Consider the following 23,022-nt stretch of genomic DNA (forward strand, 5'->3'; position numbering starts at 1 on the left):
GGTCGGCAGGCCGTCCTCACCGATGCTGACGAACACGATCTCGTCGATGGTGAGGATGCGCTTGCGGGTGATCATGTTGCGCGCGACGGCCCGCATCGTGAGCGACGTCGTACCGAAGCGCCGTGGCCTGCAGCCGATCTCGATGAGGTCGCCCTGCACCGCCGATGCCTCGAACGTGATGGCGGAGATGTGCGGGTGACGACGCGGTAGTTGCCGAGCTGCACGATCGCGTAGATCGCCGCCTCCTCGTCGATCCACTTCAGCAGGCTCCCGCCGACAGCGTGCCGTTCGCGTTGAGGTCTTCCGGGCGCACCCACTTGCGGGTGCGGAAGTCAGGCCGTCCTCGGACTGCCATGCCGGTGCTTTCTGTTTCGCCATGCCCGAGGCTAGGCGGCTCGTGCGTCGGCGGTGTTACGCCGGGTTTTCGGACGGGTGCACGCGCCGCCGCTCACAGCGGATCTGCTCCGGGCGGATTCCTCCCGCGGTCATGACCGGAGCCGGATGCTGGGGACATGAGCGAAGACACCCCTCTCCCCGCAGTTCGGCCCCGAGGCCCGGCGCGCCCTGTTCCACGAACGGGTGCTCGTCCTCGACGGCGCCCTCGACGACGACAACGGCACCCTCCTGATGACCCAGCTCCTCGGCCTCGCCGCGGAGGACCCGACGACCGACATCGCCCTCTGGATCCACTCGCCGGGCGGCTCCGTGCCGTCGATGCTGGCGATCCGCGACCTCATGCACCTCATCCCCAACGACGTTTCCACCCTCGCCCTCGGCCTCGCCTGCAGCGCGGGACAGTTCCTGCTCTCCGCGGGGACGAAGGCAAGCGGCGCGCTCCTCCCGCACGCCCGGATCCTCATGCACCAGGGCTCGGCGGGGATCGGCGGATCGGCGGTGGAGATCGAGGCGCAGGCCGACGACCTCCGGCACATGCGTGACACCGTCCTCGGCCTCATCGCCGACGACACCGGTCAGCCCCTCGCGCGGATCTTCGAGGACTCCCTCCACGATCGCTGGTACACCGCGGCCGAGGCGCAGGGCTACGGGTTCATCGACGAGATCGTGCGGTCCGCGGCGGAGATCCTGCCCCGCCGTCGTGCGCGGGTCGGACTGGGAGCGGACGTATGAGCAGCTACACGATCCCCCACGTCATCGCGCAGCACCCGCGGGGTGAGCGGGTGATGGACGTCTACTCGCATCTGCTCGCCGAGCGCGTCATCTATCTCGGAACCGGGATCGACGCGGGGGTGGCCAACGCCCTCATCGCGCAGCTCCTGCACCTCGACGCGGACAGCCCGGAGACCGGCGTCCAGTTCTACATCAACAGCGAGGGCGGGGATCCCGGTGCCGCGCTGGCGATCTACGACACATGCAGCACATCCGCCCGCGGATCGCGACGACCTGCGTCGGGCAGGCCATCGGTCCGGCGGGCGCTGCTCGTCGCGGCGGGGGCGCCGGGGGAGCGAGCGGCCCTCGCCCACGCGCGCATCGTGCTGCATCAGCCGGCCGGGCAGTCCCGCGGAGCCATCCCGGACCTCATCCTCGCGGCCGACGAGGTCGTGCGGGTGCGGGCCGACATGGAGTCGATCCTGGCCCGGCACAGCGGTCGCGCGCTCGCGGAGCTCCGCGTCGACACCGACCGGGACCGGGTCTTCACCGCCGCCGCGGCTCTCGAGTACGGCCTCATCGACACCGTGCTCGGTCCCCGTGATCCGGATGCACGATGAGGTGACGGGTGCACGACGGATTCCCGAGATCCGTCGTGCACCCGGACTCGGGTCGTGCAGGTGAAAGGGGTCCAGGCGGCCAGAGCGAAGGCGCCGCGGGAGGTCGACACCGCCGCCGCGGCGGGGGTGCCCTGACGAAGCTCCTCGGCGACCGCGCTCGTGAGCTCCACGAGGGAGGAGTCCAGCGCGCCGGCGATCGCGGCGATCATCTCGCTGGACGGCTCCTTCCGGCCGCGCTCGACCTCGGAGAGGTACTGCGGCGAGACGCCGGCCTTCTCCGCGGTCTCGCTGAGTGTCTCCCCGCGGTCATGGCGTCGCCGTCGCAGCTGATCGCCGAGCATCTCGCGCCACAGCGGTTCGGGTCCGTTGGACGGCGGACGGACGGGATGCGGGGCGCGGGGGAACGGGACGATGTCGGCCATGCCTCACGATAAGCCGCCGCCCGCGGGGCGATCGAGACGTTCTGCTCAGAGCAGAACGCGGCTCAGAGCGCGGCCGTGACGCCCGGCAGCAGCGCCCCCAGGATGTCCTGCAGCCGCTGCCGATCCTCCGCGGACAGCGGGTCGAGGATGAGCTCGCGGATCTGGGCCACGTGGACCGGTGCGGCCGCGCGGAGCATGTCCCGTCCGGCCGGGGTCAGCGTCGCGGAGAGGGTGCGCTTGTCCGTGCTGCACGAGGTCCGTTCCACCCACCCGCGCTCCTCCAGCGAGTCCAGGGCGTGGCTCAGGCGCGACCGGCTGAGTCCGGCGATGCGCGCGAGCTCGGTCATGGTGACGGCGTCCTCACCCTGGCCGGCGAGGGTGACGAGGATCGCGTAGCGGGCGTGGTTGAGCCCGACCTCGTCCTTCAGCGCCCGGTCGAGGACCTGCGGCAGCAGCTGGACGAACCGGATGATCGGCAGCCAGGTCGCGAGCTCGTCGTCGTCGAGCCGCCGCGGGTGCCGCGCCTGGTTCATGTCGTGCTCCTCGGAGGTCACGCCGCGGTCAGGTCGATCGTGTGGGCCGTGTGGTCGCGCTTCGCCTGGAGGTAGCGCGAGTTGGCTGCGGAGAGGTGCACCTCGGTGCGGACGCGCTCGGTGACCTGGATTCCGAGCCCGTCGAGCTGCGCGGCCTTGTCGGGGTTGTTGCTGAGCAGGCGGATGCGGTCCACGCCCAGCGCTCGCAGCATCTGGGCCGCCACCGTGTAGTCCCGCTCGTCCTCGCCGCGGCCGAGGGCCACGTTCGCCTCGTAGGTGTCGAGCCCGGCGTCCTGCAGCGCGTAGGCGTCGAGCTTGGCGTAGAGCCCGATGCCGCGGCCCTCCTGCCGCAGGTAGAGGAGGAAGCCGCCCTCCGCGGCGATCCGCTCCACGGCCTCCCGCAGCTGCGGTCCGCAGTCGCAGCGCTCCGAGCCGAACACGTCACCGGTGAGGCACTCGCTGTGTGGGCGGACGAGGGGCGCGACCCCGCCGTCGACGGCGCGATCGAGGGCGGCCTGCCAGTCGCCCAGGCCGAGCAGCAGGTGCTCGCGGCCGTCCACGAGTCCGTCGAAGGTCACGACGTCGGCCGTCGTGCCGAAGCCGTCCGCGAAGCGCAGGGGCACCCGCACGCGGGTGCGCTCCGCGGCGACCGTTGAAGTTTCAATCATGTGAGGGGAAACGCCGGAGACGCGCGGCTATTCCCGCAACCGTCGGGAGGCGATGACCGTGTCCGTCCGTGACGGAGGCAGACGGGGAGCGCCGCGCACTCGGTAGCCTCGCACCATGAGTCACTTCGTCACCGCGACCGAGCTCCACGACCTCCTCGAGAACGGCGCCCCGATCCGGGTCATCGACGTGCGCTGGCGCCTCGACCGCCCAGAGGCGGGCCCGGGCGACTATCGCTCCGGCCACATCCCCGGCGCGGTGTTCGCGTCGTTGGATCAGGAGCTCTCCACACCCGGGGCACCGACCGAGGGCCGCCATCCGCTCCCCTCGACGGAGACCCTGCAGGCGGCGGCCCGGCGATGGGGTGTGCGGCAGGGAGACACGGTCGTCGCCTACGACGACACCAAGGGACTCGCGGCGGCCCGGGCGTGGTGGCTGCTGCGGCAGGCAGGGGTCGACGTCCGGGTGCTCGACGGCGGGCTGCGCGCGTGGACCGCGGCCGGATACGACCTGGCGACCGACGACGTCGTGCCGGAGACCGGCGATGTCGTCCTCGCGGATCCGGGCCAGGACGCCCTCTCGATCGATGAGGCGGAGGCGTTCCCGGAGACCGGGGTGCTGCTCGACGTCCGCGCCCCGGAGCGCTACCGCGGCGAGACCGAGCCGCTCGACCCGATCGCCGGGCACATCCCCGGCGCCCGGAACCTCCCCACCACGCGGCACCTCGACGACAACGGGCGCATCCGCGACCGTGACACGGTGCTGGCGACGCTCGCCGAGGTCGGGGTCACCCCGGAGACGCCGGTGGCGGCCTACTGCGGGTCGGGAGTCACGGCGGCGCACACGGCTCTGGTGCTCCACGAGGTCGGCATCCCGGCGAAGGTCTTCCCCGGCTCCTGGAGCCAGTGGTCGAACACCCCGGGGCGGCCGGTCGCGACGGGGGATCAGCCGGGCTGATCGCCTCCGCGAGGACCGTACCCCCAGCGCAGACCGAGGGCGCCGGGGCCGAACGCCCGACGGACCTGATGCACCGACGTGCCCCGAGGTCGTGGGAGCGCGGTGACGACGGTGCCTCCGGCGGTCTCGACGAGCTCGTCGCACCAGTCCGGGACGGCATCCGGGTGGAAGCGCGTCCACACCAGGACCTCCCGGGCCTGGCGGGACAGGGCGTGTCCGGTCTCGCGATCCGACGGGTGGCCCGGCTCGTACTGCACCGACCACTCGAGCACCGCGGTGTCCGGGGCTGCGAGCGGGACGTCGAGTTCGATCAGCGCACCGTGCGCCTCGCCGTTCGGGTGGGAGTAGCGCGCGGTGACCCGTCCGCCGGCCACGGCCGTGAGCCGCGGCGGAGGCCCGGGCACGCCGGGGGTGAGGTCGAGGACGGGGATGGCGGTGATCACGCCGCTCGTCGACTGCACGATGCTGCGGGTGAGGCAGGAGGACACCTCGCCGTCGGCGTCGACGTCCGTGACGGAATGGACGGTGAGCTCCCGCGACGGGTCCGGGTACGTGGCGCCGAGGGCGGCGTAGACCTCGCGGACGGCCCGTTCCATGTCGACCTGCTCCAGCGGGAACCCCTGCGGTCCCAGGGGTCCTGTGCGGTGCGGACGGAGGAGACGGCTCAACGCCCCGGATTCGAGGCACAGCAGGTCCTCGATGTCGGCGAGGGCGGCGAGGGACTGCGGTCCTTCCGGGCGACGGGCCCCCGAGCGCCAGTAGCTCAGCGTGGCCATCGAGACGCGGTTGCCCCGGTCGCGGAGCTGCCGCTGCAACCACGACAGCGTCACCGGTCTCGCATTGATCGCATCGCGCAGTGCCGCGGCGAACGCGTCCGGCGTCGCCGCTCTCCTCTCGCCGTCCCCAAAACCCATCACAGCCCCCGCCCGGTATGTGAAGAACACACCTCTACAGTGAGCATAAGACCGCACGCGCGCACCTCAGGGGACCAGGTGGGCATGTGGGTCACGGGGCTGCGATGTCGCGGGGAGGGTGCCCGACCCGGCGACAGCGGCCCGACGCAGTGATGCCCCCCTTGCTGCGTATGTCGTGAAGCCCGGCAATCGATCTGGGGAGATCCGCCGGGCTTCACGAGCATCCCCGGGCGCGTGCGGCTCGCGGCCCCGCGTAGACTGGGGGGAAACCCCGGAGGATCTGGCCGTTATGTCTGCCCCTGCTCGCGCGTTCACCATGCGCCACGTGCAATTGCTGCGCGCGTTGTTCGCGGCCGTCGCCGCCCTGATGATCACCTTCTCCTCGGATCACTCCGCCGCGGTCGGTCTCGCCGTCTTCAGCGGCTTCGCGCTGGTCACCGCCCTCGTGCACATCCTCGCGGCCTGGCTCGTCCTCCCCACGGGGTCGCGCTGGGCGGCGATCCTCCTCGCGGTCGTCAGCGTCATCGCGGGTATGGCGAGCGGTGTGCCCGCGTGGCGCACGGACGACATGTTCTTCATCGTCCTCATCACCTGGGGTGTGCTCAGCGGTGGCCTCGAGCTGCTCGCCGGCATCCGGGCCCGCCGCGCCGGGGGAGCGCTCGCCACCGACGCGATCACCGTCGGGGCTCTCGGCCTGCTCCTCGCCGTCGTCCTGCTGCTGATCCCCTCGGGCTTCGTCCAGGAGTACACGATCGAGAAGGCGGGCACGTTCCAGCTGTCCGGCATCATCCTCGGCGTGGGGATGTTCGGAGGGTATGCGGCCATCGTCGCCGTCTTCCTCGGCATCGCCGGCCTCACCCCGAAGCGTGCGGACGCCGATGACGTCGCTCCCGCCCCCGAGAACGATGCGGCTCCTGTGGAGCACGGAGGAGAGCGATGAGCGACGACAAGCCCACCCGACGGGACATCCTGCGTCCCCTCCACCTGCTCGGCATCGCCCTGGGCTGCGGCGTGTTCGCCATGGTGGTCACTCTCGTCTCCACCGGCGCGTTCACCCTCCGCGTGAACACGGCCATCGCGAACGGCACCTACGAGGGTCTCACCCCCGTGGCGTTGAGCCTCGTCGTGGGTGGCGGCGCCTTCATCGCGACGCTCCTGATCCTCGCGATGCTGATGCTCGCGATCGACCCCGCCGACGTCACCAAGACCATCGACCGTCCCGTGCTCTACGACGCGGAGGACGACGGCAAGGGTGACGGCACCACCGACGAGCCGGGACGCCCCGCCTCCACCTGATCCGTCATACGGGCGGAATATCGGTGAGGTCCTTCCGCTTGTCCCTGGAGTGACTGCCTCCGTCGACCGCGCCTCCATCGGACTCCGGTCGGAGCGCGGACCCATCCTCGGCGCGCTCATGCTCGCCACCGGCCTCATCGCGATCGACGCGACCATCCTCGCGACCGCTGTCCCGAGCATCGTGCGCGACCTCGGCAGCTATCAGCAGTTCCCGTGGCTGTTCTCCGTGTACCTCCTGGCGCAGGCCGTCAGCGTGCCCATCTACTCCCGCTTCGCGGACACGGTGGGCCGCAAGCCGATCATCCTGCTCGGCATCGCCCTGTTCCTGCTCGGATCGATCCTCTGCGGGTTCGCCTGGAGCATGCCGGCGCTGATCGTGTTCCGCATCATCCAGGGCATCGGCGCCGGTGCCGTCGCGCCGATGTCGATGACCATCGTCGGCGACATCTACACGGTCGCCGAACGCGCCAAGGTGCAGGGATACGTCGCGAGCGTCTGGGCCATCTCCTCGGTCGTGGGCCCGGCGCTCGGCGGGATCTTCGCGCAGCTCGACGCCTGGCGATGGATCTTCTGGATCAACGTCCCGCTGTGTCTGATCGCCGGGTGGATGCTGCTGCGCACCTACCGGGAGCAGAAGCAGACGCAGAAGCACAGCATCGACTACGGCGGAGCGGTGCTGCTCACGATCGGGTTGACCGCGCTCATCCTCGGCATGCTGGAGGGTGGGAACGCGTGGGCCTGGCTGTCGGTGCCGAGCGCCCTCTGCTTCGGTATCGGGGTGGTCGCGCTGGTGGCCTTCGGGTTCGTCGAGCGCCGGGTCGCGGAGCCGATCGTCGATCTGCGCCTCGTCACACGTCGGCTCATCCTCACGACGACCATCGTGTCGCTCGGCATCGGGGCGTTGATGCTCGGGGTGACGAGCTTCGCCCCCGCCTACCTCGAGGGGTCCATCGGCATCGCTCCGCTGCTGTCAGGTCTCGCGGTGGCTGCTCTGACCCTCGGCTGGCCGCTCGCCGCCGCGAACGCCGGGCGGCTGTACCTGCGCATCGGCTTCCGCCGCACCACCCTGATCGGCATGAGCATCACCACGGTCGCCGCCATCGCGCTCGCCGCCGTCGCCTCCTGGCCGAACCCGTTCGTCGTCGCCGGCATCGCGTTCCTCCTCGGCTTCGGGCTCGGGTGGAGTGCCGCGCCGACCCTCATCGCCGCTCAGGCTTCGGTCGGCTGGGGCGAGCGCGGAGCGGTGACCGGGATGAATGCCTTCGCACGGTCCGCGGGAAGTGCCGTGGGGGTGGCGGTGTTCGGGGCGATCTCCAACGCCATCATCGCGCAGGGCGCGGGACCCGACGACCCCGACACGATCATCCACGCGTCGGTGTGGGTGTTCGTCGCGGTCGCCGTGACCGCTGTGCTCACCCTGATCGCCGCCGCGTTCATGCCGAAGGACAGCGTCGAGGAGCACTCCGGGGAGTCCGGCTCCTAGCTCCCCGGGCTCAGCGGGCGAGGCGCTCCGCGATACCGGTGTAGGTTGCGGGGGTCAGTGCGAGCAGCCGTTGCTTGGCCGCGTCGCCGATCTCCAGGCCCTGCACGAACTCGGCGAGGTCGTCGGCGCCCACCCGGTGTCCGCGCGTGAGCTCCTTGAGGAGCGCATACGGGTCCTGGATGTTCGACCGGCCGGCGACGACCTCGGCACGGATCACCGTCTGGATCGCCTCGGCCAGCACCTCCCAGTTCACGTCGAGGTCGGCGAGCAGCACGTCGCGCGACAGCGAGATCGCGTTCAGGCCGCGGCGCAGGTTGTCGAGCGCGAGCAGCGAGTGCCCGAATGCGACGCCGATGTTGCGCTGCGTGGTGGAGTCGGTGAGGTCGCGCTGCAGGCGGCTCGTGACGAGGGTCTGGCCGAGCGAGGCGAGCAGAGCGCCCGAGATCTCCAGGTTGGCCTCGGCGTTCTCGAAGCGGATCGGGTTGATCTTGTGCGGCATCGTCGACGAGCCGGTGGCCCCGGCGACCGGGATCTGCGCGAAGTAGCCGAGCGAGATGTAGGTCCAGATGTCCGTCGCGAGGTTGTGCAGGATACCGCCGGCGTGACGCACGCGGTCGTACAGCTCCACCTGCCAGTCGTGCGACTCGATCTGCGTCGTCAGCGGGTTGAACCCGAGACCGAGCCCTTCGATGTACTCGCGGGCGATGGTCGGCCAGTCGGCGTCCGGGTCGGCCGCGAGGTGAGCGGACCAGGTGCCGGTCGCTCCGGAGAACTTCGCGAGGTACTCGGAGCCGGCGATCTGGCTGCGCACGCGCTCGAGGCGCCAGGCGAAGACCGCGAGCTCCTTGCCCATGGTCGAGGGCGTGGCGGGCTGCCCGTGCGTGCGGGAGAGCATGGCGGCGTCGGCGTGCTCGACGGCGAGCTCCCGCAGCTTCGCGATCACGGTGTCGAGAGCCGGGAGCCAGACCTCCTCGACGGCGCGCTTGACGGTGAGCGCGTAGGACGCGGAGTTGATGTCCTCGCTCGTCGCCGCGAAGTGCGTCAGCTCGGCGATGTGGTCGAGGCCGAGCGTGGCGAGCCGGTCGCGCACGAGGTACTCGATGGCCTTCACGTCGTGCTGCGTGACGGCCTCCTTCTCGGCGAGCCAGTCGATCTCGGCCTGCCCGAAGTCGCGGTAGAGCGCGCGCAGGCGCTCCTTGTCGTCGTCCGACAGCGGGCTCGTCTCGAACAGCGAGCGGTCGGTGAGGGCGATCAGCCATTCCACCTCCACCTCGACCCTGGCGCGGTTGAGTCCGGCCTCGGAGAGGAAGTCGGCGAGCCCGGTGACGGCGCCGCGATAGCGGCCGTCGAGGGGGCTGAGGGGCTGCGGCGGGAGCGAAGGCTGGAAAGTCAGGGGAATCCTCCTGATCAGGCCCCGAAGGTTCGGGGCGTGCGGGGCAGGCGCAGGGCGGGTTCGAGCTGGCGGAACAAGCCGCGAGTCGCCGTCTCGATCATACCGAGCACCGAATCGAACATCTCCGGGCCCGCGTAGTAGGGGTCGGGGACGTCGTGGGTCGAGGCGTCGGGATCGAAGGCGAGGAGGAGGGTCACCTTGCCGTCCTCGTCCTCATCCCTGGCCCATTCGCGGAGGATGCGCTCGTGCGTGCGGTCCAGGGCCACCACGAGGTCGTTCTCGGCGAAGGACGCGGCGGTGAACTGGCGGGCGCGGTGCAGCGAGCCGTCGTAGCCACGGCGGGCGAGCGCGTCGATGGTGCGGTGATCGGCGCGCTCCCCGAGATGCCAGTCCCCGGTGCCCGCGCTGCGGGAGACGATCCGGGAACCGAGACCCTGCCGTTCCGCGAGGTCGCGGAACACGGCCTCCGCCATGGGGGAGCGGCAGATGTTGCCGGTGCAGACGAAGATCACGCGGAAGGGATCTCGGGCTGTCACGGATCCATTCTGCCGGTCGATGCGGTTCCTGCACAGCGCCGCCCGGATCGCGACCCGCCTTCGACTCTCCTGCACCGTCGTGTGTGGGCGACGACTGTCCACGGTCCGTGCCCGTGTGAGGCGCATCCGGAGCCGGGGAACGAAGGGCGGGGAAAGGGTGGATCCATGTCGTCCTCCCCTCTCACCGCCCTCTCTCCCGGTGTCGACCCCGCGCTGCGCGCCGCAGTGCTGTCCGAGCTGGATGCGGCCGGGGAGCGACTCGACGAGGCGGCGTCCGTGCTGACGGCCCTGCGTGATGCGTGCTCCTGGGAATCCGAGGGGGTCGAGGCGCTGCGGACGGCGCTCTGGCGGCTGTCCGAGGACGCGACGCCGGTGCGCGCCATGATGCAGCAGTGCCGCAGGGAGGCGGAAGCGGCATGAGCGGGCTCAGCATCGACCACGGCGGCGCGATCGCCGTGGACACCGCGCAGCTTCGCGACCTCGCGGTACGGGTGCGGGGCGTCGTCCCGGTGTTGGCGGAGGTGGCCGATGCCGTGGCGCGCGCGGAGGCGCTGCTCGCCACGGCGGCGTGGACGGAGCTGGCCCCCGCGGCCTGGTCGCTGCGGTCCGTGGCGACGTCGCTGGACGGGCTGACGGCCCGCGTCGAGAAGACGGCCGCCGACCTCGTCCTGATGGCCGAGGCGTACGAGGTCGTCGAGCTGCGCGCGCAGGCGGAGGCGCTGGCGCACACCGACGCGGCCGCCGCCGCCGCGGTGGAGGCGCGCCTGGCGCGGCTCCTCGCCTCGGACGGGAGTGTGGGAACGCTCGCGGACACTCTGGAGCGGACCGCGGATGCCCGGAGGTTCCGCGGCCTCGACGACCAGTACGACGCCGCCGGTCTGCTCCCACCGGTCTTCCTGGGCGGTGCGTTCGTAGGGGTGACGTCGGGACTCGGGCGCGTCCGACCGGGAATGGCACTCGGCGCGACGGCCGATCCGGTACGCGTCTCCGTGGCCTCCCGCTCGCGGCCGACCGGCGCGCCGACCGGACTGGCGAGTGCGCTCCGCCGCCTGCCCTCCGCCTCCGGGGCGCAGGTGGCGATCGAGAAGTACACGATGCCCGGTGAGGCGCCGCGATACGTCGCCTACCTCGCCGGCAGCCGCTCGATGTCGCTCCGCACGGCCGGCGGGACGGAACCGTGGGACATGAAGTCGAACATCGAGCTCTACACCGGGGGCCGGTCCGCGTCGTATCAGGCGACCCTCGATGCCCTGGCCGCGGCCGGTGCGAGGCCCGGGGATCGGGTGGATGTGGTCGCGCACTCGCAGGGTGGGATGATCGCGGCGCACCTGGCGATGGAGAGCCCGTTCGCGGTCACGACTCAGATCACCGCCGGAAGCCCCGTGGAGCCGACGCTCTCCGCCGATCACACCCTGGTGCAGCTTCGGCACACCGACGACGTGGTGTCTGCGCTCGCCGCGGGAGGGGCGAGGGAGGGCACAGGCTCGGCCGACAGCTTCACCGCGAGCCGGGTGGGCGACCCCGACGCCGGTCGCCAGGACCTCGCGCTCGAGACGCACTCCCTGGAGAACTACATGGAGACGGCAGCGATGGTGGATGCCTCCGCCGACCCGCGGGCGGAGGCTCTCGACGCCTACTGGGCGGACCTGGACCGCGCCGTCACCGTCGACCGCACCGAGTACCGAGCGGAGCGTGTGCTCCCCGATCCGTGAGCCGCACGCGGCGTCGGCAGACGTCGGTGGACGGGTCAGTCGCGGCGGGAGCGCTTGTTCTGCGGGCGCAGGATGAAGCCGAAGATGCCGTTGATGATCGAGATGATCAGGGCGGCGAGAACGCCCCACCAGAACGACTCGACCGTCAGGCCCCATCCGAAGCTGCTGGTGATCCAGGCGGTCAGCCAGAGCAGGAAGCCGTTGATGAGGAAGCCGATGAGGCCGAACGTGATGATGTACAGCGGGAAGGCGACGATCTTCACGACCGTGCCGATGATGGTGTTCACCAGCGCGAAAAGGGCTCCGACCGCGAGGAGCGTCAGGACGAGCTGCAGCGTCTCGCCCGGCGGGAAGGCGCGCACCGTGACCTGGAGCACGGGGATGAGCGTGACGACCCAGATGGCGAACGCGTTGACGACGACCCGGATGATGAAGCGCATGATGTGTTCAGTCTCCCACGCGGGGCTCGCGGTGTCAGCCGCGGTCGTCCACCGGGATCCGGTTCTCGCGGATGCGCCGCTCCGACTCGTCGAGGTCGATGCTGCCTGATGCGACGCCGATGACCAGATCGAAGGCATCGTCCGTCGTGAAGCGGTGCTTCCATCCGTTGATCCAGAGGAACGCCACGAAACTCGTCCACGCCGTGCGCTTGTTCCCGTCGAACAGGGGATGGTTGCGGGCCAGAGACTCGAGGAGTGCGGCCGCCTTCCGGTCCAGCGTGCCGTAGGCGTCCTCCCCGAACAGCGACGCGGCAGGGCGCGCGAGAGCCGACGCCAGGAGCCCGGCGTCCCGGACGTGGAACCCCAGGCGGCCGACGATGCGGAGGCCGTCCTCCAGAGTCAGATACTCGGTCACGCGTCTTCGAGTCGCTCGAGGAGGACCTTGTCGTTGTCGAACACGAAGTCGACGGCGGCGTCGACGAGGGCCGACCGATGGGTGTCCGCGACGAAGCGGTCGGCCGCCTCGATGAGCAGCGCATGCTTGGACGTGTGTCGCTGGGCGGCGACCTCGCCCAGCCGTGCATCGAGTTCCGCAGGGAGTCGCACCGTCATAGCCATACCAGAATGGTATCACCGCACCCTCGGCCTCGAAAGGGTGGCGGGACACACGTCCTAGACTCGACGCGTGACCGAGCCGACCCTGCCCCGCATCCGTCCCGCCATCGCCTCCCTCGCGCCGTACCGCCAGGGCAAGCAGGCCGGTCCCGAGGCCTTCAAGCTCTCCAGCAACGAGAACCCGTTCGATCCGCTCCCCTCGGTCGTCGAGGCGCTGCAGCACACGACGCCGATCAACCGCTATCCCGATGCCACGGCCGGCCGCCTGCGTTCGCGGCTCGGAGCCCGCTACGGCGTTGAGCCCGAGCAGGTCCACGTCGCCTCCGGCAGCGTCGCGATCCTGCACCAGCTCGTGCTCGCCACGGCCTCCGTCGGCGACGAGGTCGTCTACGCCTGGCGGTCGTTCGAGGCATACCCGAGCCTGCCGCTCGTCGCCGGGGCGACCGGGGTGCAGGTGCCGCTGACCGCCGACTCCCGCCACGACCTCGACGCGATGGCCGACGCCGTGACCGACCGCACGCGCGCGATCATCGTCTGCACGCCGAACAACCCGACCGGCCCGATCGTCACCTCCGCCGAGTTCGCGGCCTTCGTGGACCGCGTGCCCTCTGACGTGCTCATCATCCTCGACGAGGCCTACGCGGAGTTCGTCACCGCGCCCGACGCCGTCGACGGCCTGGCCGAGCGCGTCTTCGAGGCGCACCCGAACGTGGTCGTCCTCCGCACGTTCTCCAAGGCCTACGGTCTGGCCGGGCTCCGGGTCGGCTATGCGATCGGCCACGAGAAGGTGCTCGACGCGGCGCGGACGACCGGCATCCCGCTGTCGGTGACATCCGCGGCCGAGAACGCCGCCATCGCGAGCCTCGACGCCGAAGCCGAGCTCCTGGAGCGCGTCGCCGTGATCGTCGAACGCCGCGCCCGTCTCGTCGAGGGGCTCCGCGCGCAGGGCTGGGAGGTGCCGGACGCCCAGGGCAACTTCGTCTGGCTGCCGACCGGCGCGCGCACGGACGAGGTCGCGGCGGCGTTCGTCGACGCCGACCTGATCGTGCGCCCTTTCTCCGGCGACGGCATCCGGATCTCCGTCGGCGAGGAGGCGGCCGTCACCCGTGTGCTGGAGGTCGCCGCAACCCTCCGCTGAGCGCGACGCCGCCCGGCGAACCGCGGAATCTCGGGGTTCCGGGGAGATACGAGGGCGTCCTAGGTATGCGTGACCCGGCATGCCGACGCGGGTAGCGTGGGGGCCGTGAGCACCTCTGAGACCCCCCTCGTGCGCGTCCTGGACGAGACCGGAAAGGTCGCCCCGACGCCGGCCGCGGAGCAGTACCTGCCGCTCATCGAGGCCATCCCCGACGACGAGCTCGCGCAGTTCTACCGCGACATGGTGGGCATCCGCGCGATCGACACCCAGGCCACCAACCTGCAGCGCCAGGGCCAGCTCGCCCTGTGGCCGCCGAGCCGCGGACAGGAGGCGGCGCAGGTCGGCTCCGGTCGGGCCGCCCGCGCGCAGGACACGATCTTTCCCTCGTACCGCGAGCACGCCGTCACCCGGATCCGCGGCGTGGACCCGGTCGACATCATCAAGCTCATGCGCGGCGTCTCCCACGGCGGCTGGGACCCGACCGATCCGAAGAACGGCAACACCCGCCTCTACACGCTCGTGCTCGGCTCCCAGGTGCTGCACGCCGCCGGCTATGCCATGGGTCTCACGTTCGACGGGCGCACCGGCACCGGCGACCCCGAGCGCGATGAGGCGGTCGTCGTGTACTACGGCGACGGGGCCTCCAGTCAGGGCGATGTGCATGAGGCGATGGTGTTCGCGGCCAGCTACCAGGCCCCGACGCTGTTCTTCCTGCAGAACAACCACTGGGCCATCTCGGTCCCCGTCACCACGCAGTCCCGGGTGCCGCTCGTGCAGCGCAGCGCCGGGTACGGCATCCCCAGCGTCCGCGTGGACGGCAACGACGTCCTCGCCAGCTACGCGGTGTCCCGCGTGGCCCTCGACGAGGCGCGCGGCGGCGGCGGCCCTCGCGCCATCGAGGCCGTGACCTACCGGCTCGGCGCGCACACGACCAGCGACGACCCCACGAAGTACCGCGGCGACGACGAGGAGCTCGCGTGGGCCGGGCGCGACCCGATCGTCCGGATGCGCGCGTTCCTGGAGAACCGCGGCGCCGAGGAGGGCTTCTTCGCCGAGGTCGACGCCGAGGCCGCCGACGCCGCGGAAGACCTCCGCGCCCGCACCGTGCAGCTCGGGCCGCCCCGCGCCGACCTCATGTTCGACCACGTGTACAGCGAGCCGCATCCGCTGATCGAGGAGCAGAAAGCCTGGCGCGCCCGCTATGAGGCGTCGTTCGAAGGAGAGGGCCAATGACCCGGGAGACCATGCCGCTGGGCAAGGCGCTGAACGCCGGAATGCGCAAGGCGATGGAGGACGACCCGAAGGTCCTCCTCATGGGCGAGGACATCGGCAAGCTCGGCGGCGTGTTCCGCATCACCGAGCACCTGCAGCGCGACTTCGGGGAGCAGCGTGTGCTGGACACCCCGCTCGCGGAGTCGGCCCTGGTCGGCACCGCGATCGGCCTCGCGATGGCCGGGTTCCGTCCCGTCGTCGAGATCCAGTTCGACGGCTTCGTCTTCCCCGCGTTCGACCAGATCACCACCCAGCTCGCCAAGCTCACCAACCGGCACGAGGGGTCGCTGCGGCTGCCCGTCGTGATCCGCATCCCGTACGGCGGGCACATCGGGGCGGTCGAGCACCACCAGGAGAGCCCGGAGGCGTACTTCACGCACACCCCCGGTCTGCGCGTGGTGTCGCCGTCCACCGCGAACGACGCCTACTGGATGATCCAGGAGGCCATCGCGTCGGACGACCCGGTGATCTTCCTGGAGCCGAAGAGCCGGTACTGGCCGAAGGGCGAGGTCGAGCTCGACGCTCCCGCCGTCCCGCTGCACTCCTCGCGGGTGGTGCGGACCGGGACGGACGTGACCCTCGTCGGACACGGCGCCATGGTCACGACGCTGCTGCAGGCCGCCGCCCTCGCCGAGTCCGAGGGCACGAGCTGCGAGGTCGTCGACGTGCGCTCGCTGTCTCCGGTGGACTACGAGCCGATCCTCGGGTCGGTACGCAAGACGGGGCGCATGGTCTACGCGCAGGAGGCCCCGGGATTCACGAGCCTCGGCAGCGAGATCGCCGCGACCGTCATGGAGCGCGCGTTCTACGCCCTCGAGGCTCCGGTGCTGCGCGTCTCCGGCTACGACACCCCGTTCCCGCCCGCGAAGCTCGAGGGCGCGTACCTGCCGGACGCCGATCGCATCCTCGAAGCCGTCGACCGCTCCCTGGCCTACTGACACCGACGTTCCATGTTCACAACTCAGGACAACCGCCCCCTTCACCCGTCCAGCGCGGGCGCAGGGGCGCGCACCGGTTCGAGTCTCCTGAGTTATGAACGCGGCCCACGAAAGGACTCCGCATGAGCACGCAGAACTTCCCCCTTCCGGACGTCGGCGAAGGGCTGACCGAGGCCGAAATCGTCGCGTGGAAGGTGGCGCCGGGTGACCGGGTCGCCATCAATGACGTCATCTGCGAGATCGAGACCGCGAAGTCCCTGGTCGAGCTGCCCTCCCCGCACGCGGGCGTGGTCGGCGAGCTGCTCGTCGACGAGGGGGCGACGGTCGAGGTCGGCACCCCGATCATCACCTTCGTGACCGACCCTGCGGCGGGCTCGGGAAACGGTTCGGTGGCGCCCGGCACCGTCGCGACGGCGGAGGCGCCCGCGCCCGAGGAGGGCGGCGGGTCGGTGCTCGTCGGCTACGGCTCCGGAAGCGGCGCGACCTCGCGGCGCAAGCGCCCGGCCGAGCGCCCCGTGCGGTCGTCGGTCGGCGTGATCGCGAAGCCGCCGATCCGCAAGCTCGCCCGCGACCTCGGCGTCGACCTCACGAGCGTGACGCCCACGGGTGCCGACGGCGAGGTCACCCGCGACGACGTCATGAAGCACGCCTCGCAGGCCAGCGTCTTCCGCAACATCGAGACCCCGGAGTGGGGGAGCGTGCGCGAGGAGACCGTCCCGGCCCCGCAGGCGCCGTCCGGCCTGGCTCGCGGCCTCGCACCGGTGCGCCCGTCGGCGGCCGGCGACGACCGCACCGAGTCCATCCCGGTGAAGGGCGTGCGCAAGGCGACGTCGTCGGCGATGGTGCAGAGCGCGTACTCCGCCCCGCACGTGACGGTGTGGAAGGAGATCGACGCCACCCGCACGATGGAACTCGTCAAGCGCCTCAAGGCCTCGCCGGACTACGCCGACATCAAGGTCTCACCGCTGCTCATCATGGCCCGCGCGGTGATCTGGGCGGTGCGCCGGACGCCGATGGTCAACGCGGCCTGGATCGACACCGAGGCCGGTGCCGAGATCGCCGTGCGCCACTACGTGAACCTCGGCATCGCCGCCGCCACGCCCCGCGGTCTGCTCGTGCCGAACATCAAGGACGCGCAGGACCTCAGCCTGAAGGATCTCGCCCGCGCCCTGAACCGGCTCACGCTCACAGCACGCGAGGGCAAGACCCCGCCGGCCGACCAGCAGAACGGCACGATCACCATCACGAACATCGGCGTGTTCGGGATGGACGCGGGCACTCCGATCATCAACCCGGGCGAGGCCGGCATCGTCGCCATGGGCACGATCAGCCAGAAGCCCTGGGTCGTCGACGGCGAGGTGCGCCCGCGCTGGGTGACCACGGTCGCCGGCTCGTTCGACCACCGCGTGATCGACGGCGACGGCATGAGCCGCTTCATCGCCGACGTCGCCTCCATCCTCGAGGAGCCCGCGCTCCTGGTGGACTGAGGGAGTCCACACTTCGGCGCGGCCCGAACGATCGGGTGGCGAGAATGGACGGATGAGAACCACGCGGAGCGTCGACCTGCCGGTGTTGTACTTCGGGACTCCCGTCGCGCTGATCACCACGGTCAACGCCGACGGGTCGTCGAACATCAGCCCGATCTCGTCCGCATGGGCGCTGGGGACGCGGTACATGCTCGGGCTCGGTGCCGAGGGGCAGGCGGCCGCGAACATCGGACGGGTCAGGGACCTCGTCATCAACCTCCCCTCCGCCGACCTCGTGCACGCCGTGGAGGCGATCGCGCCGACCACCGGTCGCTCGCCGGTTCCCGCCGAGAAGGTTCCCGCGTACCGGCATGAGCCGGACAAATGGAGTCTCGGGGGCTTCACCCCTGTGCCCTCGGAGGCGGTGATCCCGTTCCGGATCGCGGAATGCCCGGTGCAGATCGAAGCGCGCGTGGCCCAGATCATCCCGATCGACGGCGGCGACGCGCTGGCGGTCGAAGCCGAGGTCCTGCAGGTCCACGTGCACGAGGACATCTTGAAGGCGTACGGACCCGACCGCATCGACACGGACAAGTGGGACCCTCTGTCCTACGCCTTCCGCCATTACTTCGCCCAGGGGCCTCGGGTCGGCTCCAACTTCCGCGCGCCGCTCCTCGACGACCCCGTCGTGGCGTGATCGTCGATCCCTCGTCCGTGTCCCAGCTGGGACACGCGCTCAGCAGCCCGACCCGGGTGCAGATGTGTCTGGCGCTCCTCGACGGCCGGGCATGGACGGCCGGCGAGCTCGCGCGTGCCGCTGGGGTGTCGAGGTCGACGGCGTCGGAGCATCTGACGACGCTCCTCGACGTCCGGCTCGTCGCGCTCCGCCGACAGGGGCGGCACTCCTACGTCACGCTCGCGTCCCCCGATGCCGCGCACATCATCGAGGCCGCGACGGCGTACGCCGGGAAGGCGGCCCCGGTCTCGAGCCTCCGTTCGGCGACGGCGCGAGACGGCATGGCCCTGGCCCGCACCTGCTACGACCACCTCGCCGGTCGCCTGGGGGTCGCCCTCTTCGACGCCCTCGTCGATCGGGGGCACCTCACGCCGGACCTGACGGTGACCGCGACGGGGCGCGACCTGTTCGAGAGCATCGCGGGGCCGGACGCGTTGGTGCCGTCGTCTCGTCGTCCGCTTGTGCGGAGCTGCCTCGACTGGACGGAACGGCGCTCGCATCTCTCGGGTCACCTCGGCGCCGTCCTCCTCCGCACCGCGCGCGACCGAGGCTGGATCCACCCTCAGCAGACCTCGCGTGCCGTGACGGTCTCTCCCGCCGGCACGGCCGCCTTCCACACTCTCTTCGGTATTCCGCCGACACTGTCCTGACCGCGATCGGCATCCGCGTCCCACGACACAGGCGCTCGCGCGGGAACAGGCTCTGGAGTGGGGGAGAGCCTGAACTCCCGCGTTCGCCTGAGTTCGCGCGGGGGCCTGTTCTCGCGACAGGCTGGCGGGACAGGCGTTCGCGCGGGAACAGGCTGCCAGGGGCGAGAGAGCCTGAACTCGCGCGCTTGCCTGTTCTCGCGAGAGAGGGCGGGTCGCGAGGGGAGGGGGCGGCTGACGCAAGAGGGGGGTCAGGCGGTGAGACGCTGTTCCGCGAGGCGGGGGACGGCACGCTCCCTGGCCGCCCTCCGGGCGGTCGCGATCGCGCCGGCCGACACGACCTCCGCGCCGAGTGTGGAGGCGAGGATCTCGGGTGCGGGCAGGTGCAGCTCGTCCGGGAGGATCCGGCGGGCGGCGGCCAGCACAGGCTCGATGCTCTCCGCCACGGCCCCGCAGATGATCACGCGCGCGGGGTCGTACATGCTGCCGAGCACCCCGACGACACGGGCGAGGGTGGCCCCCACGCGCTCGGCGACGCGGAGGGCGTCGGCGTCTCCGGAGGCGGCGAGGGTCAGCACCAGCCGCGGATCGACCGGCCCGTCCGCCACGAGCCGCCCGAGGATTCCGTCTGCGGCAGCGCCCCCGTCTTCGACGGCGCTCCGAGCCTGTTCCTCCACGGCGTGACGGAGGCCCACCGCCGAGCCGACACCGATGATGTGATCGAACACCACGCCCTCGCCGACGCCGCCGTGGGCGCCATGCAGCACGTGCCCGTCGACGACGACGCCGCCGCCGAAGCGCTCACTCGCGAGCAGGGCCACGTAGTCGCGGCAGTCGACGGCCACCCCGAGCGTCCCCTCGGCGATCGCGGCGAGCTGGGCGTCGTTCTTCACCTCGACCACCGGGGCCCAGTCGCGCAGGGCCTCCGCGAGCCCGGGGTTCGTGCGCTCCCAGAAGCCGTCGGGGTGCGGGGGCGAGATGCCGTCGCGGTTGACGGGGGCGGCGACGCCGGCGCACACCGCGAGCACGCGCTCCGCGGGCACCCCGGCCTCGTCGCGCGCGGCGGTGAGGTGCTGCAGGATCGTCGCCCGGCGGTCCTCGACGCTCTGCGCGGGGTCGACCTCCACGCGATGGTGCACGAGCGTGCGATCGAGCAGATCCGCGACGGTGACGGCGAGATGGGTGTCGCCGGCGTCGATGCCCATCACCACGCCGAGGTCTGCCGCGAGGGCGAAGCGGCGCGCGGGGCGCCCGGAGCGGTAATCGCCGATGGCGCGCGCGTTGGGCAGCTCGCGCAGCACCTCCGCGGTGACGAGGGTGTCGATCGCGTCGATGGTGGTCGAGCGCGTGAGCGAGGTGCCGGCCATGGCCTCGGTGGCGGTGAACTCGCCGGCCGTCCAGGCGAAGTCGAGCACCGCGCTCACGCTCGCGCGGCCGGTGCCGAGTCCCGTCGAGACCTCTGTCACTCCCCTTGACCTTCCTGTCGCCCAGATGAGACAGTACCTCTAGACGGACTAAATTCGCTCACTAGATTTATTCCGCGGATCTACGAAAGGACGACGGTGTCTGCCACACGATCACGGGCGGTGCGCTGGACCGCCGGAGCGCTCGGCCTCGTGCTGACCGGCGCGGCGCTCACGAGCTGTGCCGCCGGCGGGGGAGCGGAGACGATCCGCTTCACGTTCAGCAAGCGCGAGGCCATCCCGTTCATGACGGAGCTCGTCGCGGAGTACAACGCGTCGCAGGACGACGTCCGGGTGGAGATCGACACGTCCGGCGTCGACGTCGTCTCGGCGAGCTTCGTCCGCGGGAACCCGCCCGACATCATGCTCGCCAACTACAACTACGAGGTCGCCCGGTTCGTGCAGCGGTGCGCGCTCACCGACCTCTCCGACACGGAGGCCGCCGCCGGCATCCGTGAGGACCTGCAGCCGTTGATGGACCAGTACGGCTCCTGCGAGGGGCGCACCAGCGCCCTGCCGTACTCGGTCATGGCCGCCTCGGTCATCTACAACACGCAGATCTTCGCGGAGCAGGGCCTCGAGGTGCCGCAGACCTGGGACGAGCTCCTCGCCGTCAGCGACAGCCTCCGCGAGGCCGGGATCGACCCGTTCTACGCCACGTTCAAGGACGACTGGACCGTCGCGCAGGGCTGGTACGACTACGCGGCCGGTGGCTCGCTGGACGTGCTGGCTTTCTTCGACGCGCTCGCCGCGGAGGGCACAGAGGTGGGCCCGGACTCGGAGGTCTCCTTCGAGAAGGACTTCTTGGAGCCGATGGACAGGATGATGGTGCTCGCGAACGAGTACACGAACGAGGATGCGGCGAGCCGGGCGTACGGAGACGGCAACCTCGCCTTCGCGAAGGGGGAGGCCGCGATGTACCTCCAGGGGCCGTGGGCGTTCAGCGAGATCGCCAAGACCGACCCCGACCTCGACCTCGGCACCTTCCCGCTGCCCATGACCGACGATCCGGCCGACCTCGCCGTCCGGGTGAACATGGACCTCGCGGTCATGATCCCCGAGGAGTCGCAGCACCAGGAGGCCGCGCGCGACTTCCTGGAGTACCTCTACCTCCCGGAGAACATCGAGGAGTACAACGCCTCGCAGCTCGGGTTCACCCCGACGACGGACGCGGCACCGCCGGACGACCCGCGTATCGAGGGCATGATCGAGTACTACGACGAGGGGCGGATCTACCAGGGCCCCTCGGTCCTCGTCCCGAAGACCCTGCCGATGAACAACTACGCGCAGGCCATGGTGCTCGGCGCCGACCCCTCCTCCATCCTCCGCACCATGGACGCGGACTGGGCCCGCATCGCCTTCCGCGCCCCGATCCGAGTTCCGAGGATTCCGCATCGGGCGAGACAGAGGAGTCCGCGCCATGAGCACCAGCACGACCGCCATCGTCACCGGCGAGCAGCGGAAGATCCGCCGCCACACGCGCCGCGTCGAGCCGATCTACTACCTGTTCCTGCTGCCGACCCTGGTGATCTTCACGCTCGCGATCACCGTTCCCGGCGTCATCGGCCATCTTCTTCAGCTTCACCGACTCGATCGGCATCGGCGAATGGAGCTTCAACGGGCTGACGAACTACATCGCGCTGTTCAGCGACCCGGCGATCCTGCAGAGCTATCTCTTCACCTTCGGGTTCTCGATCGCGACAGTGATCGTCGTCAACGTCATCGCGTTCCTGCTGGCGGTCGGGCTCACCTCCCGCATCCGGTTCAAGACGGGGCTGCGGACGATCTTCGTGATCCCGATGGTGATCTCGGGCATCATCATCGCCTACGTCTTCAACTTCCTGTTCTCGAACTCGATCCCCGCGGCGGGCGCGGCCACCGGCATCCGTGGCTGGAGACGAGCCTGCTCGCCAACCCCGACCTCGCCTGGGTCGCGATCGTGATCGTCACCGCCTGGCAGGCGGTCCCCGGCACGCTCCTCATCTACATCGCCGGACTCCTGTCGGTGCCGGGCGAGGTGTACGAGGCGGCGAGCATCGACGGCGCCAGCCGCACGCAGCAGCTGACCCGCATCACGATCCCCCTCGTCGCCGGATACGTCGTCATCAACGTGATCCTCGGCTTCAAGGGCTTCCTCAACGCCTACGACATCATCGTCGGCCTCACCAACGGCGGTCCCGGCACCGCCACCCGCAGCGTCGCGATGACGATCATCGCGGGCTTCAACGGCGGCGACTACGCCTACCAGATGGCCAACGCCACGATCTTTTCATCGTGCCGTGCTCATCTCCGTCCTCCAGCTCTCGCTGACCCGCGGAAGGAACACGTTCTGATGTCGACGGAGACCCTCACCACCATCCCCGCGGACGGACGCCGGAAGCGGCAGAAGATGGAGCGCGTCAACTGGTCGGGCACCATCATCCTGATCCTGTGCACGCGACGATCCTCATCCCGCTGTACGTGACGATCTCGATGGCGTTCAAGACCACCGGGCAGGCGGTCGACGGCAACGCGTTCTCGCTGCCGGCGCCGTTCAGCATCGACGGCTTCGTGCAAGCGTGGACGCTGACGAAGTTCCCGGTCGGCGCCGCGATCTCGCTGCTCGTCACGGCAGGGACGGTCATCGCGACGATCGTCCTCGCGGCCTTCGCGTCGTTCGCGATCGTGC

Annotated in this window: 23 protein-coding genes and 5 pseudogenes; 17 read left to right on the plus strand and 11 right to left on the minus strand. The window is 70.7% G+C overall.

Translation table 11 applies throughout. The annotated features are described in order from the left end of the window. A pseudogene (locus AB1285_RS16675) lies at positions 1-355 on the minus strand (acyl-CoA thioesterase); the annotation flags it as partial. Between the two features lie 224 nt (positions 356-579). On the opposite strand from AB1285_RS16675, the gene AB1285_RS16680 reads away from it, so the two are divergent. Both AB1285_RS16680 and AB1285_RS16685 read left to right on the plus strand, forming a co-directional pair. Then, positions 580-1,128 (plus strand): ClpP family protease, encoded by a 549-nt coding sequence (locus AB1285_RS16680; protein ID WP_429977528.1) that lies wholly within the window; start codon positions 580-582, stop codon positions 1,126-1,128. Further along, entirely contained in the window at positions 1,125-1,727 is a 603-nt protein-coding gene (locus AB1285_RS16685) for a ClpP family protease (protein ID WP_429977529.1), read from the plus strand. Before AB1285_RS16680 ends, AB1285_RS16685 begins: the two co-directional genes overlap by 4 nt. 221 nt (positions 1,728-1,948) lie before the next feature. On the opposite strand, the pseudogene AB1285_RS16690 reads toward AB1285_RS16685, so the two are convergent. The 3 genes and pseudogenes from AB1285_RS16690 to AB1285_RS16700 all read right to left on the minus strand — a co-directional run. Then, a pseudogene (locus AB1285_RS16690) lies at positions 1,949-2,149 on the minus strand (helix-turn-helix domain-containing protein); the annotation flags it as partial. A 62-nt stretch (positions 2,150-2,211) separates the two neighbouring features. Further along, positions 2,212-2,682, minus strand: coding sequence for a MarR family winged helix-turn-helix transcriptional regulator (locus AB1285_RS16695; protein ID WP_268776913.1), 471 nt, complete (start codon positions 2,680-2,682; stop codon positions 2,212-2,214). A 17-nt stretch (positions 2,683-2,699) separates the two neighbouring features. Further along, positions 2,700-3,350: a GTP cyclohydrolase II gene (locus tag AB1285_RS16700; RefSeq protein ID WP_268776914.1), complete on the minus strand. Its 651-nt coding sequence runs from the start codon at positions 3,348-3,350 to the stop codon at positions 2,700-2,702. Between the two features lie 115 nt (positions 3,351-3,465). Between AB1285_RS16700 and AB1285_RS16705 the strand changes: the two genes are divergently transcribed. Further along, a complete protein-coding gene (locus AB1285_RS16705) occupies positions 3,466-4,305 on the plus strand; it encodes a sulfurtransferase (protein ID WP_187662705.1) in 840 nt (279 codons plus the stop codon). On the opposite strand, the gene AB1285_RS16710 is transcribed toward AB1285_RS16705, so the two are convergent. Continuing rightward, the gene (locus tag AB1285_RS16710) at positions 4,293-5,219 is read right to left on the minus strand and encodes a hypothetical protein (RefSeq protein ID WP_268776915.1); all 927 of its coding nucleotides are present in this window, start codon (positions 5,217-5,219) and stop codon (positions 4,293-4,295) included. The two genes, AB1285_RS16705 and AB1285_RS16710, sit on opposite strands and share 13 nt — an antisense overlap. 289 nt (positions 5,220-5,508) lie before the next feature. Here AB1285_RS16710 and AB1285_RS16715 point away from each other — a divergent pair, with 289 nt between their 5' ends. The 3 genes from AB1285_RS16715 to AB1285_RS16725 are packed head-to-tail and all read left to right on the plus strand — an operon-like array spanning position 5,509 to position 7,998. Continuing rightward, the gene (locus tag AB1285_RS16715; RefSeq protein ID WP_259952631.1) at positions 5,509-6,159 is read left to right on the plus strand and encodes an acyl-CoA synthetase; all 651 of its coding nucleotides are present in this window, start codon (positions 5,509-5,511) and stop codon (positions 6,157-6,159) included. Next, on the plus strand, positions 6,156-6,515 hold the full coding sequence (locus tag AB1285_RS16720) for a hypothetical protein (protein WP_187662702.1): 360 nt from the start codon (positions 6,156-6,158) through the stop codon (positions 6,513-6,515). Before AB1285_RS16715 ends, AB1285_RS16720 begins: the two co-directional genes overlap by 4 nt. Positions 6,516-6,564: 49 nt before the next feature. After that, complete coding sequence (locus AB1285_RS16725; protein ID WP_187662701.1) at positions 6,565-7,998, plus strand: MFS transporter; 1,434 nt, start codon at positions 6,565-6,567, stop codon at positions 7,996-7,998. Positions 7,999-8,008: 10 nt separating this feature from the next. On the opposite strand, the gene purB is transcribed toward AB1285_RS16725, so the two are convergent. Then, entirely contained in the window at positions 8,009-9,391 is a 1,383-nt protein-coding gene (gene purB / locus AB1285_RS16730) for an adenylosuccinate lyase (RefSeq protein WP_370428282.1), read from the minus strand. Positions 9,392-9,405: 14 nt separating this feature from the next. Further along, entirely contained in the window at positions 9,406-9,927 is a 522-nt protein-coding gene (locus tag AB1285_RS16735) for a low molecular weight protein-tyrosine-phosphatase (protein ID WP_187662700.1), read from the minus strand. A gap of 165 nt (positions 9,928-10,092) precedes the next feature. Here AB1285_RS16735 and AB1285_RS16740 point away from each other — a divergent pair, with 165 nt between their 5' ends. Both AB1285_RS16740 and AB1285_RS16745 read left to right on the plus strand, forming a co-directional pair. Next, complete coding sequence (locus AB1285_RS16740; RefSeq protein WP_370428254.1) at positions 10,093-10,347, plus strand: hypothetical protein; 255 nt, start codon at positions 10,093-10,095, stop codon at positions 10,345-10,347. Next, positions 10,344-11,639 carry a hypothetical protein gene (locus AB1285_RS16745; protein WP_370428255.1) on the plus strand — a complete coding sequence of 432 codons (1,296 nt, stop codon included), beginning with the start codon at positions 10,344-10,346 and terminating at the stop codon, positions 11,637-11,639. The genes AB1285_RS16740 and AB1285_RS16745 overlap by 4 nt, the downstream gene beginning before the upstream one ends. Before the next feature lie 35 nt (positions 11,640-11,674). On the opposite strand, the gene AB1285_RS16750 is transcribed toward AB1285_RS16745, so the two are convergent. Genes AB1285_RS16750 through AB1285_RS16760 form a run of 3 tightly spaced genes read right to left on the minus strand, consistent with a single transcriptional unit; the run spans position 11,675 to position 12,697 of the window. Next, on the minus strand, positions 11,675-12,079 hold the full coding sequence (locus tag AB1285_RS16750; protein WP_187662697.1) for a phage holin family protein: 405 nt from the start codon (positions 12,077-12,079) through the stop codon (positions 11,675-11,677). Positions 12,080-12,113: 34 nt separating this feature from the next. Further along, a complete protein-coding gene (locus tag AB1285_RS16755; RefSeq protein ID WP_187662696.1) occupies positions 12,114-12,494 on the minus strand; it encodes a type II toxin-antitoxin system death-on-curing family toxin in 381 nt (126 codons plus the stop codon). Continuing rightward, positions 12,491-12,697, minus strand: coding sequence for a hypothetical protein (locus AB1285_RS16760; protein ID WP_292786800.1), 207 nt, complete (start codon positions 12,695-12,697; stop codon positions 12,491-12,493). The genes AB1285_RS16755 and AB1285_RS16760 overlap by 4 nt, the downstream gene beginning before the upstream one ends. A gap of 67 nt (positions 12,698-12,764) precedes the next feature. On the opposite strand from AB1285_RS16760, the gene AB1285_RS16765 reads away from it, so the two are divergent. The 6 genes from AB1285_RS16765 (at position 12,765) to AB1285_RS16790 (ending at position 18,894) form a co-directional block, all read left to right on the plus strand. Continuing rightward, positions 12,765-13,832, plus strand: a complete 1,068-nt coding sequence (locus AB1285_RS16765) for a histidinol-phosphate transaminase (RefSeq protein WP_370428256.1) — start codon at positions 12,765-12,767, stop codon at positions 13,830-13,832. Positions 13,833-13,937: 105 nt separating this feature from the next. Next, entirely contained in the window at positions 13,938-15,065 is a 1,128-nt protein-coding gene (locus AB1285_RS16770) for a thiamine pyrophosphate-dependent dehydrogenase E1 component subunit alpha (protein ID WP_232089125.1), read from the plus strand. After that, entirely contained in the window at positions 15,062-16,042 is a 981-nt protein-coding gene (locus AB1285_RS16775) for an alpha-ketoacid dehydrogenase subunit beta (protein ID WP_268776920.1), read from the plus strand. Before AB1285_RS16770 ends, AB1285_RS16775 begins: the two co-directional genes overlap by 4 nt. 122 nt (positions 16,043-16,164) lie before the next feature. Further along, the gene (locus AB1285_RS16780; protein WP_370428257.1) at positions 16,165-17,529 is read left to right on the plus strand and encodes a dihydrolipoamide acetyltransferase family protein; all 1,365 of its coding nucleotides are present in this window, start codon (positions 16,165-16,167) and stop codon (positions 17,527-17,529) included. Positions 17,530-17,581: 52 nt separating this feature from the next. Further along, a complete protein-coding gene (locus tag AB1285_RS16785; protein WP_370428258.1) occupies positions 17,582-18,205 on the plus strand; it encodes a flavin reductase family protein in 624 nt (207 codons plus the stop codon). 17 nt (positions 18,206-18,222) lie between these two features. Continuing rightward, positions 18,223-18,894, plus strand: coding sequence for an ArsR/SmtB family transcription factor (locus AB1285_RS16790; protein ID WP_429977488.1), 672 nt, complete (start codon positions 18,223-18,225; stop codon positions 18,892-18,894). 248 nt (positions 18,895-19,142) lie between these two features. Here the strand turns inward: AB1285_RS16790 and AB1285_RS16795 are convergent, their stop codons facing one another. Continuing rightward, positions 19,143-20,357, minus strand: a complete 1,215-nt coding sequence (locus AB1285_RS16795; RefSeq protein ID WP_187662691.1) for an ROK family protein — start codon at positions 20,355-20,357, stop codon at positions 19,143-19,145. Positions 20,358-20,600: 243 nt separating this feature from the next. Between AB1285_RS16795 and AB1285_RS16800 the strand changes: the two are divergent. From AB1285_RS16800 to AB1285_RS16810, 3 pseudogenes are all read left to right on the plus strand, one after another. Next, positions 20,601-21,482: pseudogene (locus AB1285_RS16800) on the plus strand (ABC transporter substrate-binding protein); the annotation flags it as partial. Between the two features lie 292 nt (positions 21,483-21,774). Then, positions 21,775-22,687, plus strand: a pseudogene (locus tag AB1285_RS16805) (carbohydrate ABC transporter permease). Next, positions 22,687-23,022 (plus strand): annotated as a pseudogene (locus tag AB1285_RS16810) (carbohydrate ABC transporter permease); the annotation flags it as partial. The pseudogenes AB1285_RS16805 and AB1285_RS16810, both read left to right, overlap by 1 nt.

The organism is Microbacterium sp. NRRL B-14842 (genome assembly GCF_050470785.1).